A 16,866-nucleotide genomic window follows, 5' to 3' on the forward strand; every position below is an offset into this window, starting at 1 on the left:
GATTTTATTTTTGTTGGCTTCTTAAAAATTGCACCTCAAAGACCGCCTTATTACCGACATTATCTACTACTTCAATTTTCAAATCATTGGCCCCTTCTACCTCATTTCCATCCTGAAAATTATAGGTGATTTTTTTGGTTTTATTATCATATTCAAACAAAACCCATTTGCCATTTAAATAACCGTTATACGATTTAATACCCGACAAAGCATCGTTTATAGTAAACTGAATTGCCTTTAAATCGGTAATCCATTTACCCGCAATAGGTTTTCCTGAACTAATAGTAGGCGCTACAGTATCCAACACTAACCCAAATTGTCCCAGTGTTTTTGATTTGGTTGTAAAAACATCATCCTTTCTTGTGGTCGCACTATAACTACTACTGCTGCCACTGATTCTTCCAATAAAGAGCTTATCTTTTTGTGCTTCTGTAAACGAATCATCTTTGATGTTTATAATGAAATTAGAATGCACGGGCACAATATCACTATGAATATAAGCGCGCTTGTTTCTCACATCAAAATTCATATCAAAATTATCGTAAAATGTTCCTGCAGGAAAAAATACTGTCACATTATCCTTTTCAAAACTGGCGTCTTTATTAGCCTGTATAAAATATTTTGAACCACTAGGGGCAGTACTTAAAATTGGACTAATGGCATCATATTCGATAGGAACGGTAATGGCCGTTAAGTTTCCAAAATAATCAGACACTTCAATTCGGTAAGTGGACAATAAATTCGATTGAACAGGAATAATCCCATGAAGTAAATCGGTCTTAATAATACTCAAGGCAAAAGGCGTTTTCATAAAGAGTTTTTGAACACGTTGACCTGATCTTTTATATTTTTCATAATCGATAAAAGCATTGATATAACGCATTTCATCGAAAGAGTAGGTATTGAATTGATACTGATAATTCTCATTACCATTAACAAAAGTAGTCACATTAAAAACGCCATTTTTATTAAAAGACACATTGTCTAAATCAACTGCAGCGATACCAAAACCAATTTTCCCATTGGTTTTTACCTTACTCGCCAAATAAGTCCCATCCTTTTGAAGCACTATAGGCAACAACAACGGCCCTACTGATTGATTTACTGTAGCATTATCCAATGGATATACATACACACTTGAAACAGTTGGTTTCTTGGTGTCTTTGATCTGCTTGTCAAATCCAAAAAACATCGGATTGATTATAAACTCCGTTCTAGTATCGCGAAATTCAAAGTGCAAATGTGGTCCTTCGGAAGAGCCTGTATTACCCGAAAGCCCGATTAACTGCCCCTTTGTAACGGGCAATTCACCAGGTTGTGGAAATATCTCGATTTCGAAAGCCTGCTCTTTGTAGTGTGTTTTCTTTACTAATTCCTCTATTTTTCCCACTGGCCTTTGCAAATGCCCATAGACCGAAGTGTACCCATTTGGATGGGTAATATAAATGCATTTGCCATTTCCGAAAGTAGAAATCTTTATTCTTGAAACATAACCATCGGCAACCGCATATACATTCAATCCTTCTCTTTGATTGGTTTTCAAATCAAAACCTGCATGAAAATGACCAGGCCTCAACTCACCAAAATTACCCGATAATTGCATCGGAATATCTAATGGAGAACGAAAATAATCTTTAGGATATTGGGTTTGGGAAAATATAAAATTACAAAACAACAAGGCAAATACAGAAACTTTCATAGGCAACATTTTTGCTAAGATAAAAAAATATGACGCAAAAACCGAAGTATAAAGCCACTAAAATACAATTGATTGAATTTCATTTATTTGTCTATTTTTAATGCAAAAAAATCGATAAAAAATTGCATTAATAAAAAGGAATACTAACTTTGTATGATTAAGTAATGAATTAGGATTTATAATGAGTGTAATTGCCGAAATAATTGATACTCTTGAATATAAAGTTGAAAAGCTTTTTGAGAAATCAAAAGCTTTAGAGAAAAATAATCAGGTTTTACGGTTAGAACTAACCAAAGCTGCACAAATTATCCAGAAACAATCTGAGGAAATTGAAGCTTTGAAGAAGCAATACGACACACTTAAAATAGCCAATTCGTTGCTCGGCAGCGACAATAACAAGAGAGAGACAAAGCTTAAAATAAATTCATTAATTCGCGAAATTGATTACTGTATAGCACAACTATCAGACTAGATAACATGGACGGAAAGCTTAGAATTAAAATATCAATTGCAGATCGAGTTTACCCCTTAACAGTGGAACCCAATCAAGAAGAAGGGCTAAGAAGTGCTTCTAAAAAAATTGATGCTATGATCAAGCAATTCGAAGAAAGTTACGCCGTTCGTGACAAGCAAGACGTGTTGGCCATGTGCGCCTTACAATTTGCATCACAAGTGGAACAAAAACAAATTGACAACGCAATCGATGGAGAGGAAACTATCGAAAGAATTAAAAGATTAAATACGCTATTAGATCAATATCTCGAAAATTAAACGTTCTTTACAGAAACTAAGATACTGCCTACATTAGTTCACAATTGGTAAACTCAACACTAACAATTTAGAATGAGCGAATCATCACTACTATAGCATGCCACGCTTTTGCGAGGAAACTTGAACAGTGAGTTAGCTCAAAACTTGTCTTTACGAGTTTATTCAAGCAATTAATGTAGGCTTTTTTATATATAAATTTTAAACAAACATGGACATAATAACGATCATTATTTCAGGTATTATAGGTATTGCAGCTGGTTTCGGGATAGCTAAAATTATCGAAAAAAGCAATATTTCTAACCTTATCAAGAATGCAAAAAAAGAAGCTTCTTCAATTTTAAAAGATGCTAATCTAGAAGCCGAAAATATCAAAAAAGATAAAATCCTTCAAGCAAAAGAGCGTTTTATTGAATTAAAATCTGAACACGAACAAGTCATTTTATCAAGAGATAAAAAAGTAGCTGAAGTTGAAAAAAGAGTACGTGATAAAGAATCTCAGATTTCTAATGAACTTTCAAAAGCAAAGAAAATAAACGACGACTTTGAAGCTAAAACACAAGAATACAATAACAAAATTGAAGTTTTAGACAAGAAGCAAACTGAAGTTGATAAATTACATAAAAGTCAATTACAGCAGTTAGAAGTGATTTCTGGACTTTCTGCAGAGGAAGCTAAAGAGCAATTGGTTGAAGGTTTAAAAGCGGAAGCCAAAAGTAAAGCCATGTCTCATATTCAAGACACTATTGAAGAGGCTAAACTTACAGCGCAACAAGAGGCTAAAAAAATCATCATCAACACCATCCAAAGAGTTGGAACTGAAGAAGCAGTTGAAAACTGTGTTTCTGTTTTCAATATTGAATCTGACGATGTAAAAGGTAGAATCATTGGTCGTGAAGGAAGAAACATTAGAGCACTTGAAGCAGCAACTGGAGTAGAGATCATTGTAGATGATACACCAGAAGCGATTATCCTTTCTTGTTTCGACCCAGTACGTAGAGAAATTGCTCGTTTGGCATTGCACAAATTAGTAACTGACGGACGTATTCACCCAGCTAGAATCGAAGAAGTTGTAGCTAAAACAGCTAAACAAATTGATGATGAAATCATTGAAGTAGGAAAACGTACCGTAATCGACTTAGGAATTCACGGCTTACACCCAGAATTAATCAAAGTAGTGGGTAGAATGAAATACCGTTCTTCTTACGGACAAAACTTATTACAACACTCTAGAGAAGTTTCTAAACTTTGTGGTATCATGGCAGCCGAATTAGGCTTAAATGTAAAATTAGCCAAAAGAGCTGGTTTACTTCACGATATTGGTAAGGTTCCAGATACTGAGAGTGACTTACCTCACGCTTTATTAGGAATGCAATGGGCGGAGAAATACGGTGAAAAAGAAGAAGTTTGTAATGCAATTGGAGCGCACCACGACGAGATTGAAATGAAATCATTATTGTCTCCGATCATCCAAGTTTGTGATGCTATTTCAGGAGCAAGACCAGGAGCAAGACGTCAAGTTTTAGATTCATACATTCAACGTTTGAAAGATCTTGAAGAAGTAGCTTACGGATTCACTGGTGTTAAAAATGCTTATGCTATTCAAGCCGGTAGAGAATTACGTGTTATTGTAGAGAGCGAAAAAGTTTCTGATGACAATGCAGCAAATTTATCTTTCGAAATCTCACAAAAGATTCAAACCGAAATGACTTATCCAGGTCAAGTTAAAGTAACTGTAATTAGAGAAACTAGAGCGGTTAATATCGCCAAGTAATACTCTTACACATAAAACAATAAAGGCTATCCATTGGATAGCCTTTATTGTTTTATGGAAGTTCCTAACTCGATTTAAAAGTCATTAAAGACAATTTTAAAGCTTGTTCCCACTCCTACTTCACTTTCTACAGAAACACTCCCTTTTAAAGCCTCTATTTGATTCCTAGTAATATACAAACCTATACCTCGGGACTCTGGATGTTTGTGAAAGGTTTTATACATCCCAAATAGCAACTCACCATATATTTTCAAATTAATCCCCAAACCGTTATCGGTAATCCTTAAAGACTTATAACCTTCGGGTTCAATAGCAAAATCAAACACGATCACTGGATCTCTATCGGGATGTCTATATTTTATGGCATTAGTGGTAAAATTAAGCAATATACTTTCCATATAGGCTGGATTAAAATTAACGGTCAAAAAATTAGGGACATTATTGACGATCCTAACATTGGTTTGTTTATCATATCCTTTAATGGTGGAACTCGTTTTTTCTATATAGTCATGAAGCTTCAAAGGAAAAACAGCAATATTAATATTGCTCTGTGTTTTCACAATCTGCGTTAAATTAGAAATAGTATCATTCAAATCATTAGAGACCGTCCTTAAATGCGTCAACATCTCCGTTACGGTATCTTTATTCCCATCAGCATCAATAAAGTCTAAAATAGATTTAATATTCCCTGCCTGCGTATTTAAATTATGGGAAACAATATGAGAAAAATTCAACAGTCGGCTATTTTGATCGCTAAACAATTTCATAGTCTTGACCAGTTCTAACTCTTTTTCCTTCTGCGAAGAAACATCTGTATGGGTCCCAATAACCCTTAAGGGTTTTCCGTTCTCATCCCGTTCAATTACTTTTCCGCGATCTAAAATCCATTTATAATTACCACTAGAAGTCATCACTCGATGGTAATTTTCATAATAAGGAACCTTATTATCAAAATGCTCATGAATATCAGCATAATATTTAGGAAGATCATCGGGATGCACAATTTTATCCCAACGCTCAGGATCATCAAAAACATCCGCAGACTCCAGCTCTAAAATTTTTAAAGACAAAGACGAATAAAAAACACTATTAGTGACCATATTCCAGTCCCAAATACCCACTGTAGAGGCATCGAGAGCAAATTGAAAACGTTCTTCAGAGATCCGTAACTTTTCCTCTTTATCTTTCAAATCGGTGATATCACTAACATGTCCAAAAAAACTAATGCTCCCCTGTGCAGACTCCTCCGTTTTAGAAGAAACCTTAAACCATCGCAACCCTTTTTTAGGCAAAACCGCCCTAAACTCAATTTCCCAAGGTTTTACTTCTTTGCGCGCCTTAATCAAAGATTGAAAAAACACTTCTCTATCCTGAGGTAGAATCCTATCCAAAATAAACGCTTTGTTTTCATTGGAAAACGTATCCATCTCCAATTCAAAAATATCATTGGACGATTTACTTACTAAAGGAAATGAGTAATTATTATCCCTATCGATAACAAACTGAAAAAGTAAATCAGGCATTTCAGCGAATAATTTTTTATAAAAATTATTCACCTCTAAGCAATCCTCATTTTCATACAAATCAAAAACCATATATTACTTTTTTATGCAAATGAAACATTAATGAAACTTTCTAAAACCAATAAAAATCCACATTTTTACTGGTTATTAACACAAAACAATAGACAAGGTATCAATTTTTCATTACAAACGACCTGCTTTATAAAAAAAAACTATTTTCTTGGATGAAAAGAATGCATCACTTCTTTTAGGAAACTTCTGTCTAAATGTACATAAATTTCCGTAGTGGTTATTGATTCGTGGCCCAGCATTAATTGAATAGATCGCAGATCTGCTCCATTCTCTAACAAATGAGTCGCAAAAGAATGCCGCAAAGTATGCGGACTAATTTTTTTAGTCAAACCAATCTTTACAGCCAACTCCTTCACTATGGTAAAGATCATTGCCCGCGTAAGCTGACTCCCTCTGCGATTTAAAAACAAGGTATCCTCACAACCTTTTTTGATGGTTAAATTTACCCGCACTTCTTTTTGATAGAGCTGCATGTATTTTTGGGTCCACTTTCCAACAGGAACAAAACGTTCTTTATTTCCTTTTCCTGTAATCTTAATGAAGCCTTCCTCGAAAAACAAATCCGATATCTTAAGCGATACCAATTCTGACACTCGCAATCCACAACCGTATAAGGTTTCCAACATCGCCCGATTTCGTTCCCCCTCTTTAGTACTTAAATCAATGGCCGCAATTAGCGCATCTATTTCGACAACGGATAAAGTGTCCGGCAACTTTCTTCCAGTTTTCGGCGTTTCAATTAATTCCAATGGATTGTCATTGCGATAATCTTCAAAAATCAAATAATTAAAGAAACTTTTTAATCCAGAAATGATTCGCGCTTGTGAACGTGGATTCACTTCTTTGGAAACAGCATAGATAAACTCTTGCACCGTTTCCTCACTAATTTTCAGCGGCGACACCTCAATCTGATTCGTCTCTAAAAAAAGGCACAATCGCTCCATATCGAAACCATAGTTTTCGATCGTGTTTTTAGACAGACCTCGTTCAATTCGTAAATACGATTGATAGTCTTTGATGTACGTAGTCCACTTCATATGCACAAAGTAAGTAATTTTTAGGCACAAAAAAACCTTCTACAATTGCAGAAGGTCTTAAACATATTCGATCAAGCGAATTAGAACTTATAATTGAAACCTAAGTTTACTGAAGCAACAGTTTCGTCACTTAAGATCCCTTTGTACCCAACATACAATTCGATTTTTTCATTTTGGTAACCCAATTTTGGTTGATACAACAATCCTCCATCAACCGTACCTCTTCCACTTTCCACACTTCCAGCATATCCTAAATCCGCCCCAGCAAATATATGATCCGCTAAACTATATTGCGCCGTTCCAGCAATGGAAATAAAAGCAAAATTACCACCATTATTTTTTTCTATATATTTTGTATAACCATTAGCGACACCCACGCTGAACTTATCGGCCACATCCCAAAGGTAAGCGGCATCCACCCCAACATTTAGTGCTGTAAAATCATTATAACCCCCTGTTGGTAAACCAACATGCGCACCTACTTTAAAGTGCCCTTCTTGAGCATTTGCAAAACCAAACGCCATAACTGCGATTGCAGATAAAATATTTTTTTTCATTTTTCTATTTATTGTTTTAAACCAAGTCCAAATATAAATATATACTTACTAAAAAACCACTTGCTTTAGAACAAAAAAGCATTAATGCAACTAAAAATCTTACCAAATGAATCATACCCGTAAAGAATATTCCATAACAAGCTCTCTGTAAACCTTATAAAAAAGAAAAACAGTAGCAAAATACTTTCGCTACTGTTTTGTAATTTAATATTTACTCCTAATCCCGATCCTTTTTTTTGAGAGACCTTATATTAGCGGTATTAGAACTTATAATTGAAACCTAAGTTTAATGAAGAAACAGTTCCATTATTTGAGATCCCTTTATATCCCAAATACAATTCCACTTTTTCATTTTGGTAACCAAATTTTGGCTGATATAAAAATCCTCCATCTCCGCCGCCACTACCAGCATAAATAGCATACCCTAAATCAGCACCTAAGAATAAATCATCAGACAAACTATATTGCGCTGTTGCAGCAACTGGAATAAAACCGAAATCATCCCAACCATCCTTGCCCAAATACGCAGTATAGCCAGTAGTAACTCCCGCACTAAATTGATCGGCTACATTCCAAAGATAAGCAGCATCTACACCTAGATTAACTGAACTAAAATCTTTATAATCACCTAAAGGTAAACCAACATGAGCACCTACTTTGAAATGTCCATCCTGAGCATTTGCAAAACCAAATGCCATAACTGCAATTGCAGACAAAATAATTTTTTTCATTTTTCTATTTTTTTGGTTAAACGACTAAGAATCAAATATAAAGATATACTCAATAGAATATTATTTGTTTTTTTATAAAAAAAGTAGTAACACAGCTAAAAATCCTATTAAAAAACAAACAACCTTCCAGAACATTTTGACTCCTAGACATCTAAACACAACACTAATTAAAGCTTCACCAAAATTAAAATAGCTCCTACCCCTCCATTTCGGCAAAAATATCAGGCAAGTAATCCAAGGTTAATTACACATTTAAAATAATACTATTCCTACATATTAAAAAAGTCTTCACCTTAACATTTAAAAAACACATCAAAATTATACTACAAAATAACCCGTTGACAGTCAAATAATTAAAAATAATAACTTCTAAAAAAACCGACAAAACCCAACAAAATCACAAACTAGTGGGAATTTTATTAATTATTTAATCTAAAATATAATAAAATAAAAAGAGGAATCTGTAGTTTTGAACTGTATATAACAATTAAACAATACCAAATTTTAAAAACAATTTTATGAAAAAAATAATTTTAGCGGCTGTACTGTTCATAGCAACATCAGCAACGATTCAAGCACAATTATTACAAATTGGAGTAAAAGCAGGGGTGAATTTTGCAAGCCAAACGGGAGATGCAAGTCTACAAGGTGTAGCATTTGATAAAGAAGGAATTACCAACTTCCACGCTGGACTTGTCGCAGAAATTAAATTATTAGAAAAATTCTCTATTCAACCTGAGCTTTTATACTCTACTCAAGGAGCTACTTATAAAAATGCAGGCGAGGAATTTAAAAACGAGCTAGGATACTTATCTATTCCAGTAATGGCTAAGATCTACTTAAATCAAAGTAATTCAGTGAGTTTAGAATTAGGTCCACAAGCTTCATTTTTGATGAGCAACAAAAAAGAATTCGATGTAGAAGATCCAAATACTTTTGACTTTGCTCTTAACGCAGGTTTAGGACTAAAATTAACGAAAAGCATTTTCATCCAAGGTCGTTATAGTTTAGGTTTAACAGATGTTTCAAAAGAAGCAGAAGTTAGAAATTCAACTATTCAACTATCTGCTGGATTCATGTTCTAAATAAAAACACATAGTTTTACAAAAACCGTTCTATTAATTAGAACGGTTTTTTTATTTTTACCAAGCTCAAAAAGGATTTTTTTACGTCATATGAAATCAATCCGAATCAACTCAAAAATAAAACCGAATTAACATTATGAAAATCTGCATCATCAACGGACCCAATTTGAATCTTTTAGGAAAGAGAGAACCTGAAGTGTACGGAAGCCAAACTTTTGAAGATTATTTTGAAACCCTACAAAAAAAATATCCGGCTATCGAACTATCCTACTATCAAAGCAACATTGAAGGTGAATTGATTGGAAAAATTCAAGAATGTGGTTTTACTTATGATGGGATCATACTCAATGCAGGAGCCTACACCCATACTTCTATTGGGCTAGGTGATGCCATGAAAGCCGTTACCACTCCCGTAATCGAAGTACATATTTCCAATACCTACGCACGTGAAAGCTTCAGACATCAGTCCTATCTTTCTGGTAATGCTAAAGGAGTAATTTTAGGTTTTGGCTTAAAGAGTTACGACCTAGCCATACAGTCTTTTTTGTAAAAACGGTACTCACTGAGTGAAGTTGATTTCCCACACCAGAAGGATTCAACTTCGATCAGTATAAGCTTAAATACTCAAAGCCAATATTTAACAGATTTTTAATAGTCTCCCTACGGACTTATTCTATTTTTGTGAAAGAAAAAACTTTCATGAAAAACTATACTTTTTGGGCCTTCTTCTTTTTTTCGATTGCAAACTTTGCACAAGTCAAAGGAACCATAACGGATGATAAAGGCAATCCTCTTCCTTTTGTTTCGGTCCTCGAAGAAAACACTTATAGCGGAACCACCTCCAATGAACAAGGCAAATACCAACTTAGTGTAAAGCAGACCGGTAAAAACAAACTCACTTTCCAGTATTTAGGCTATAAAACCCAAAAAATTCTGCTTTCCCCTGACCAGAAAACAGTCACTTTGGACATTAAAATGGAAGAAGAAAGTTTTGCATTGAACGAAGTGGTTATTGATCCCAAGAACAATCCGGCCAATGCCATCATCAAAAGCGCCATAGCCAACAAAAAAGAGAACTCCGATAAAACAGCACGCTATACAGCCGATTTTTATTCGAAAGGTCTCTTCAAAATCAAAGATCTACCAAAGAAAATAATGGGCATGAAAGTCGATATTGGCGATGATATGGCGTCCAACCTGGATTCTACCGGAACTGGAATTTTATACTTATCCGAAACGATCTCAAAAATTACTTTTGAAAAACCAGCTAACCTAAAAGAGAGAATCATTGCCTCCAAAATATCAGGAAACAACAAAGGCTATAGCTACAACACTGCGAGTTTATCGACCTACAATTTCTACGACAATACACTAAAATTTGAAGTTAATCTTATCTCACCAATAGCCGATAATGCATTCAACTACTACAAATACAAACTAGAAGGCAGCTTTTTTGACAGCAATAAGCAGCAAATCTTTAAAATCAAAGTACTCCCTAAACGCGACAAAGAGCCCGTTTTCGAAGGCTATATCTATATAGTAGACGATAGTTTTGCTATTTATGCTATAGACCTCGACATAAAGGGATACCGAATGAAAAATGAATTCACAGAAGTGATGACCATCAAACAGAGCTTTAGTTATAATACAGCCAATAAAATTTGGTCCAAAAATGCCCAAACGCTCAGCTTTAATGCTGGAGCTTTTGGTGTCAAATTCTCAGGAAATTTTAATTACGTATATTCCAATTATGAATTCCCATCCGCCTTTGCAAAGAAAACCTTTACCAATGAAATCGTTTCTTTTGACGCCAATGCCAATAAAAAAGACGATGCTTTCTGGAACCAAATCCGTCCCATTCCCTTAACGATAGAAGAAAGCACCGATTACACCAAAAAAGACAGCCTGCAAACCATTAGAAAATCACAAAAATATACGGATTCCATCGATGCAAAAAAAAACAAATTCAAAGTAGGCGCTATCCTCACAGGATATGAATACAAAAACACTTTCCAGAAACATTCCTTTCAATATAAGGGTTTACTCAACCTTTCCTCTCTAAGTTTTAACAGCGTTCAAGGTTTTAATTTAGACAGCGGTTTTTCGTTTAAAAAATGGAATGAAGATCAGGGAAAATACACCGCTATCAGTACCACTTTCAATTATGGTTTCTCAGACGACCGCTTGCGCTTTACTGCCGCATTTAGTCATCGATTCAATACCGTGAATTACGCCTCACTTTGGGTTAGCGGGGGTACAAAAGTGGCGCAGTTTAATAATGCTGAACCGATCAGTAAATTGGTCAATTCCATCAGCTCTCTCTTTTTTAAAGACAATTATATGAAGCTGTACAATTTGGAATTTGCACAGTTCAACTATTCCCAAAACGTTGCCAATGGAGTGAATTTAAATGCCAATATCGGGTATGAACAACGAAAAGCACTGTTCAATACCACGGACTACTCTTTCTTCAACACAGACGATGTATATTCCTCTAACCATCCCCTTGCTCCAAATGATTTTACGACAGCTGCTTTTAGTCCCCATCATCTGTTTAAAACGGCTATAACGGCACGAATTAACTTTGGAAACAAGTACATCACCAGACCTGATGCCCGCTACAATATGAAAGATGATCAATACCCAACAGTCTCCTTTATTTTTGAAAAGGCCTTTGCCGCTTCTGCCAAAAACTATGCATATGAACGCATTGGAACCGCTGTACAATACAATTTATCGCTGGAGAATAAAGGTAACTTGGGTATAAACTTAAAAGCGGGAACGTTTTTTAATGCAGCAGGTATTTCCTTTATAGATTACAAACATTTTAACGGAAACCAAACGCATATCGGCACCAGTGATCGTTATTTAAATGTCTTTAACTTAATGCCTTATTATGCCAACAGTACCAACAAAAGCTACTTTGAAATGCATTTAGAACACAATGACGGCGGTTTTATTACCAATAAAATCCCAGGATTGAATCTATTAAAATCAACAATGAATATTGGATTCCATTCCCTTTCCACAGCAGACAAAAAACCCTATACGGAAATCAGCCTAGGATTAGACAATTTAGGATTCGGTAAATTCAAACTCTTTAGACTCGACTATGTACATTCTACTCAAGGACGCACTGAGCAAAATGGTGTTGTATTTGGATTGAAGCTCCTGAATGTTTTGAACTAAAATCGATGGCCTAAACAAACTTGCCGTTGCGGGGTAGTTCTCCCAATACAATCCAATAAAAAAATCCGTTTACTCTACAAAAGAATAAACGGATTTCTGATTTTATATTGGTCCAAGTTCACTGCTTAAAACCGCTGCTCTGGATCGCTTCATAGTTTAATCAATGATAATCATCGGGCTCAATATGGATTAAAACATTGCCCAGTTGAGGCATTTTTTCCTTTAAAACATCTTGCAATTTATGCGATAAATCATGTCCTTCTTTGACCGATATTTTTGCCGATACTATAGCGTGAAGATCTACATGATAGCGCATCCCCGCTTTTCGAATAAAACACTTTTCAGTCCCTAAAATCCCCACTACCGTTAAAGAGGTTATTCTAATTTCTTCTACTAAATCATCATTCAAATTCTCATCCATGATTTCCCCTAGGGCTGGTCTGAAAATTTTATAGCTATTGTATAAAATAAAAAAAGCAGCAAAAAGAGCCGCCCAATCATCAGCAGATTCATATCCTTTTCCTAATACTAAGGCAATGGAAATCCCCACAAATGCCGCTACCGAAGTAATGGCGTCACTGCGATGATGCCAAGCATCAGCGGCTAATGCCGAGCTATTGGTTTGCTTGCTACGTTTCATCACTAAGCGAAAGGAATACTCCTTCCAGATAATAATAGCCCCCAAAACATATAAGGTCCACGATTTTGGTAAGTCGTGAGGCGTCCGAATATTGGCAATACTTTCATAACCAATAATGGTTGCCGAGGTAATTAAAAACCCCACCACTAAAAAGGTAATTAAAGGTTCTGCACGACCGTGTCCATAAGGGTGATTTTCATCTGCAGGTTTGTTGGAATATTTGATTCCAAATAGCACCAAAAAAGAGGAAAAAATATCTGTAGTCGACTCGATTGCATCAGCAATTAAGGCATAAGAATTGCCAAAAAAACCTGCTAGCCCTTTTAAGATGGCCAAGCAGGTGTTTCCAGCTATACTAAAATAAGTAGCTTTTATAGCTTTTTGTTCATTTGTCATTTGAGACTTTTATCTACGCTCTCACGATTTTTGCTCCAATAGCTCTCAAACGTTCGTCAATACGTTCGTATCCACGATCAATTTGCTCAATATTTTGAATTGTACTGGTTCCTTTTGCAGAAAGAGCCGCAATTAACAATGAGATTCCAGCACGAATATCTGGAGATGACATCGTCGTTGCTTTCAATTGAGATTCAAAATTATGTCCCATAACTACCGCACGGTGTGGATCACATAACATAATTTTTGCTCCCATGTCGATTAATTTATCAACGAAAAACAAACGGCTTTCGAACATTTTTTGATGAATCAAAACATCTCCTTTTGCCTGTGTAGCGACTACCAAAACAATACTCAATAAGTCAGGAGTAAATCCTGGCCAAGGTGCATCAGCAATAGTTAAAATAGAACCATCAATATCTGTTTTTACTTCATATCCATCCGTATGAGCAGGAATGAAAATATCATCACCTCGTCTTTCAATAGTAATCCCTAATTTTCTAAAAGTATTTGGAATCAATCCTAAGTTATCCCAACTTACATTTTTGATCGTGATTTCACTTTTTGTCATAGCCGCAAGACCAATCCAAGAACCAATTTCGATCATATCTGGAAGGATTCTGTGCTCACATCCTCCTAGGCTTTCCACTCCTTCGATAGTCAATAAATTTGATCCTACTCCAGAAATGTTAGCTCCCATTGAGTTTAACATTTTACACAATTGTTGCAAGTAAGGCTCACAAGCTGCATTGTAAACAGTTGTTTTTCCTTTTGCTAAAACCGCTGCCATTACTATGTTAGCCGTTCCTGTAACAGAGGCTTCATCAAGTAACATATCTGTTCCGACAAGACCTTCAGTAGCTTCTACTCCATAGAAATGATCTTCTCTATTGTATCTGAATTTTGCTCCTAGATTAATAAAACCTTCAAAGTGCGTATCTAATCTACGACGTCCAATTTTATCTCCTCCTGGTTTTGGAATATATCCTTTTCCGAAACGCGCCAAAAGTGGCCCAACAATCATAATAGACCCACGAAGTGCTCCACCTTCTTTTTTGAAAGCTTCCGTTTCTAAATAACCAATATTAACCTCATCGGCTTGAAAAGTAATCGAGCCCGGTTCATTTCTTTGAATTTTCACCCCTAAATTCCCCAACAAAGTGATTAATTTATTGATGTCTATAATATCAGGAATGTTATTAATTTTTACTTTATCTCCTGTTAGAAGAACGGCACACAAAATTTGCAATGCCTCATTTTTTGCTCCTTGCGGAGTGATTTCTCCTTTTAAAGGAATTCCTCCCTCGATTTTAAAAACTCCCATATTCTTTTTTTAAGATTCTAAGGTTCTGAGATTCTAAGGTTCTGAGCTAATTAAGTTTTAGCAACTTAGTCTCTTAGTATCCTAGCAACTTTATTAAACATTTTTTTGATTATTATTTTTCTGAAAAGGCTTTGGTTTACCAGGACCTTTATTGTTTTTGTTGCTTTGAATTTTTGGTTGACCCGCTGGCGTAATTTTATTGGACATACGTTTGTTGGTACGCAATAAGTCCGTTGTATTTAAAAGCTCTTCTGAACTTTGCAGCAAATTTATTTTCCCATCAGATATTTCAAATAAATGCTCAAAAATCACATCGTCTTTTACCGTGTCTTTATTCCAACTCAAATAGGACTTTTTCATGTGATTGGCAATCACCAATATCAATGCATTTTTCATTTCACCATCTTCCCAACCATTGGCAACATCAATCATGTATTTGATATTATTACCATAGAATCTGTATTTTGGGAAATTTTGCGGATACTGTAAAACATCCGGTTTTAACTGCAATACATCACGAGATGGAATTGGATAGGGCGATTCAACATCTAATCTAAAATCAGACATAATAAAAAGTTGATCCCATAATTTATGCTGAAAATCGGGCACATCACGCAAATGCGGATTCAAACTTCCCATTACTTGAATAATGTATTTTGCCGCTTTGTTACGGGTTTCAACATCCTCAATAATAGTGGCCTGATCAATCAATTTTTGCAAATGACGACCATATTCTGGAATAAGTAAACGCTGTCTTTCAGAATTATATTCTAAATTAAAAACAACGTCATTCGCGACTTCTTTTTTATATTTTTCGACCATAAGTTATAATGAAACTATCCCTTCTATTGTAGAAACTTCTTTGTATTTAGCAATCACATCGTCTGAGCTCTGCATCGTGACATCAACAGAAACACTAGTAAACTTACCGGTTTTAGATTTTGTTGTCTTGATAACTGCTCCCATACCATCAAATGCACCTTGTACTGTGGCGACATTATCACCTACAGATGGCATTATAAATTTATATAAATATTCTGCAGGCCAAGTATTAGTATTATCCAACTCAACCTTTAATCTCTCGTAAAATTCAGCAGTGGTTTTTTCTTTATCGTTCTCCATTCGTACATAATAATAAGGGCAAATATACGGTTTTGATTTCAGATTTCAGATTTTACATTTTAGATTTTTTATGGCAAAAAACTTTGTTTTAAACCTCCAAAAGCACAAACCCCAAAAAGGAGGTAAAAAAAAGCCCCCTATATTATTTGTCCGTAAAATTCCTTTTCCATTTGAAAACCCTTACAACAAATTTATTCTTACCTATCGATAGAAATTCTAAACAGTTTCCTACCCCAAAGAGCACGTTCTACCTCCAAAAAACACCTAAACAATACGATCAAAAGTAAGCGCTTTACCCCTAAAAAACACCAAATCATTTACAAGGGAGAAATAATCTTTTCAAATACCAATAAGTTTAGGTAAATTTGCGCTTTATTTTTAGAAAGTGCAAAAACAAATTATAGTTCTCATTGGTGGCCCAGGAACGGGAAAATCTACTCTTATTAACGAATTAGTGGCTCGTGGCTATTGCTGCTATCCTGAAATTTCAAGACAAGTTACACTCGAAGCACAGCAACGTGGTATTGATCAATTGTTCTTAGAACAACCTTTACTCTTTAGTGAAATGTTGCTAGAAGGCCGTATCAAACAATTCGAAAACGCTAAAGAAGAACCTCACAATGTGGTCTTTATAGACCGAGGTATTCCTGATGTTGTCGCTTATATGGATTATATTGGCGATCAGTATCCAGGTCACTTCACAAAGGCTTGTGAAGATTTCAAATATTCTAAAACTTTTATTTTACCACCTTGGGAAGAAATTTACGAGAGCGACACCGAACGCTACGAAAACTTCGAACAAGCACAAACCATTCAAAAACACCTTGTTGAAACCTACCAAAAATACGGTTACAACTTAATTGAAGTACCTAAAGACACGGTTGAGAACAGAATTCTTTATATCTTAGATAAAATTTAGTCGTGTTTTAAAGTTGTAAAACTAGAAACT

16 protein-coding genes are annotated in these 16,866 nt (G+C 35.2%); 7 read left to right on the plus strand and 9 right to left on the minus strand.

The annotated features are described in order from the left end of the window. Positions 1–4: 4 nt before the first annotated feature. A complete protein-coding gene (locus AC51AA_RS10050) occupies positions 5–1,699 on the minus strand; it encodes a M23 family metallopeptidase (RefSeq protein ID WP_500701973.1) in 1,695 nt (564 codons plus the stop codon). Between the two features lie 181 nt (positions 1,700–1,880). Here AC51AA_RS10050 and AC51AA_RS10055 point away from each other — a divergent pair, with 181 nt between their 5' ends. From AC51AA_RS10055 to rny, 3 genes are all read left to right on the plus strand, one after another. Next, a complete protein-coding gene (locus AC51AA_RS10055) occupies positions 1,881–2,171 on the plus strand; it encodes a coiled-coil domain-containing protein (protein ID WP_500701974.1) in 291 nt (96 codons plus the stop codon). A gap of 5 nt (positions 2,172–2,176) precedes the next feature. Continuing rightward, on the plus strand, positions 2,177–2,470 hold the full coding sequence (locus tag AC51AA_RS10060; protein WP_500701975.1) for a cell division protein ZapA: 294 nt from the start codon (positions 2,177–2,179) through the stop codon (positions 2,468–2,470). Positions 2,471–2,678: 208 nt separating this feature from the next. Then, positions 2,679–4,241 carry a ribonuclease Y gene (gene rny / locus AC51AA_RS10065; protein WP_500701976.1) on the plus strand — a complete coding sequence of 521 codons (1,563 nt, stop codon included), beginning with the start codon at positions 2,679–2,681 and terminating at the stop codon, positions 4,239–4,241. 74 nt (positions 4,242–4,315) lie between these two features. On the opposite strand, the gene AC51AA_RS10070 is transcribed toward rny, so the two are convergent. The 4 genes from AC51AA_RS10070 to AC51AA_RS10085 form a co-directional block, all read right to left on the minus strand. Continuing rightward, entirely contained in the window at positions 4,316–5,836 is a 1,521-nt protein-coding gene (locus AC51AA_RS10070; protein WP_500701977.1) for a PAS domain-containing sensor histidine kinase, read from the minus strand. Positions 5,837–5,976: 140 nt separating this feature from the next. Further along, a complete protein-coding gene (gene xerD / locus AC51AA_RS10075) occupies positions 5,977–6,873 on the minus strand; it encodes a site-specific tyrosine recombinase XerD (RefSeq protein WP_500701978.1) in 897 nt (298 codons plus the stop codon). Between the two features lie 80 nt (positions 6,874–6,953). Further along, entirely contained in the window at positions 6,954–7,430 is a 477-nt protein-coding gene (locus AC51AA_RS10080; RefSeq protein ID WP_500701979.1) for a hypothetical protein, read from the minus strand. Positions 7,431–7,690: 260 nt separating this feature from the next. Further along, positions 7,691–8,161: a hypothetical protein gene (locus AC51AA_RS10085; protein ID WP_500701980.1), complete on the minus strand. Its 471-nt coding sequence runs from the start codon at positions 8,159–8,161 to the stop codon at positions 7,691–7,693. Between the two features lie 518 nt (positions 8,162–8,679). Between AC51AA_RS10085 and AC51AA_RS10090 the strand changes: the two genes are divergently transcribed. The 3 genes from AC51AA_RS10090 (at position 8,680) to AC51AA_RS10100 (ending at position 12,435) form a co-directional block, all read left to right on the plus strand. Beyond that, positions 8,680–9,246 carry a porin family protein gene (locus AC51AA_RS10090; protein WP_500701981.1) on the plus strand — a complete coding sequence of 189 codons (567 nt, stop codon included), beginning with the start codon at positions 8,680–8,682 and terminating at the stop codon, positions 9,244–9,246. A 136-nt stretch (positions 9,247–9,382) separates the two neighbouring features. Beyond that, on the plus strand, positions 9,383–9,796 hold the full coding sequence (gene aroQ, locus AC51AA_RS10095) for a type II 3-dehydroquinate dehydratase (protein ID WP_500701982.1): 414 nt from the start codon (positions 9,383–9,385) through the stop codon (positions 9,794–9,796). Positions 9,797–9,945: 149 nt separating this feature from the next. Next, a complete protein-coding gene (locus AC51AA_RS10100; protein WP_500701983.1) occupies positions 9,946–12,435 on the plus strand; it encodes a DUF5686 and carboxypeptidase regulatory-like domain-containing protein in 2,490 nt (829 codons plus the stop codon). Positions 12,436–12,595: 160 nt separating this feature from the next. On the opposite strand, the gene AC51AA_RS10105 is transcribed toward AC51AA_RS10100, so the two are convergent. From AC51AA_RS10105 to AC51AA_RS10120, 4 genes are all read right to left on the minus strand, one after another. Next, entirely contained in the window at positions 12,596–13,471 is an 876-nt protein-coding gene (locus AC51AA_RS10105) for a cation diffusion facilitator family transporter (protein ID WP_500701984.1), read from the minus strand. A gap of 13 nt (positions 13,472–13,484) precedes the next feature. Continuing rightward, positions 13,485–14,795: a UDP-N-acetylglucosamine 1-carboxyvinyltransferase gene (murA, locus tag AC51AA_RS10110; protein WP_500701985.1), complete on the minus strand. Its 1,311-nt coding sequence runs from the start codon at positions 14,793–14,795 to the stop codon at positions 13,485–13,487. Positions 14,796–14,888: 93 nt separating this feature from the next. After that, positions 14,889–15,617 (minus strand): DUF4290 domain-containing protein, encoded by a 729-nt coding sequence (locus AC51AA_RS10115; protein WP_500701986.1) that lies wholly within the window; start codon positions 15,615–15,617, stop codon positions 14,889–14,891. Positions 15,618–15,620: 3 nt separating this feature from the next. Continuing rightward, on the minus strand, positions 15,621–15,917 hold the full coding sequence (locus AC51AA_RS10120; protein ID WP_500701987.1) for a DUF493 family protein: 297 nt from the start codon (positions 15,915–15,917) through the stop codon (positions 15,621–15,623). Positions 15,918–16,302: 385 nt separating this feature from the next. Here AC51AA_RS10120 and AC51AA_RS10125 point away from each other — a divergent pair, with 385 nt between their 5' ends. After that, complete coding sequence (locus AC51AA_RS10125) at positions 16,303–16,836, plus strand: AAA family ATPase (protein WP_500701988.1); 534 nt, start codon at positions 16,303–16,305, stop codon at positions 16,834–16,836. The last annotated feature ends 30 nt before the right edge of the window (positions 16,837–16,866 follow it).

The organism is Flavobacterium sp. OHVDL-2026-0007 (genome assembly GCF_059882335.1).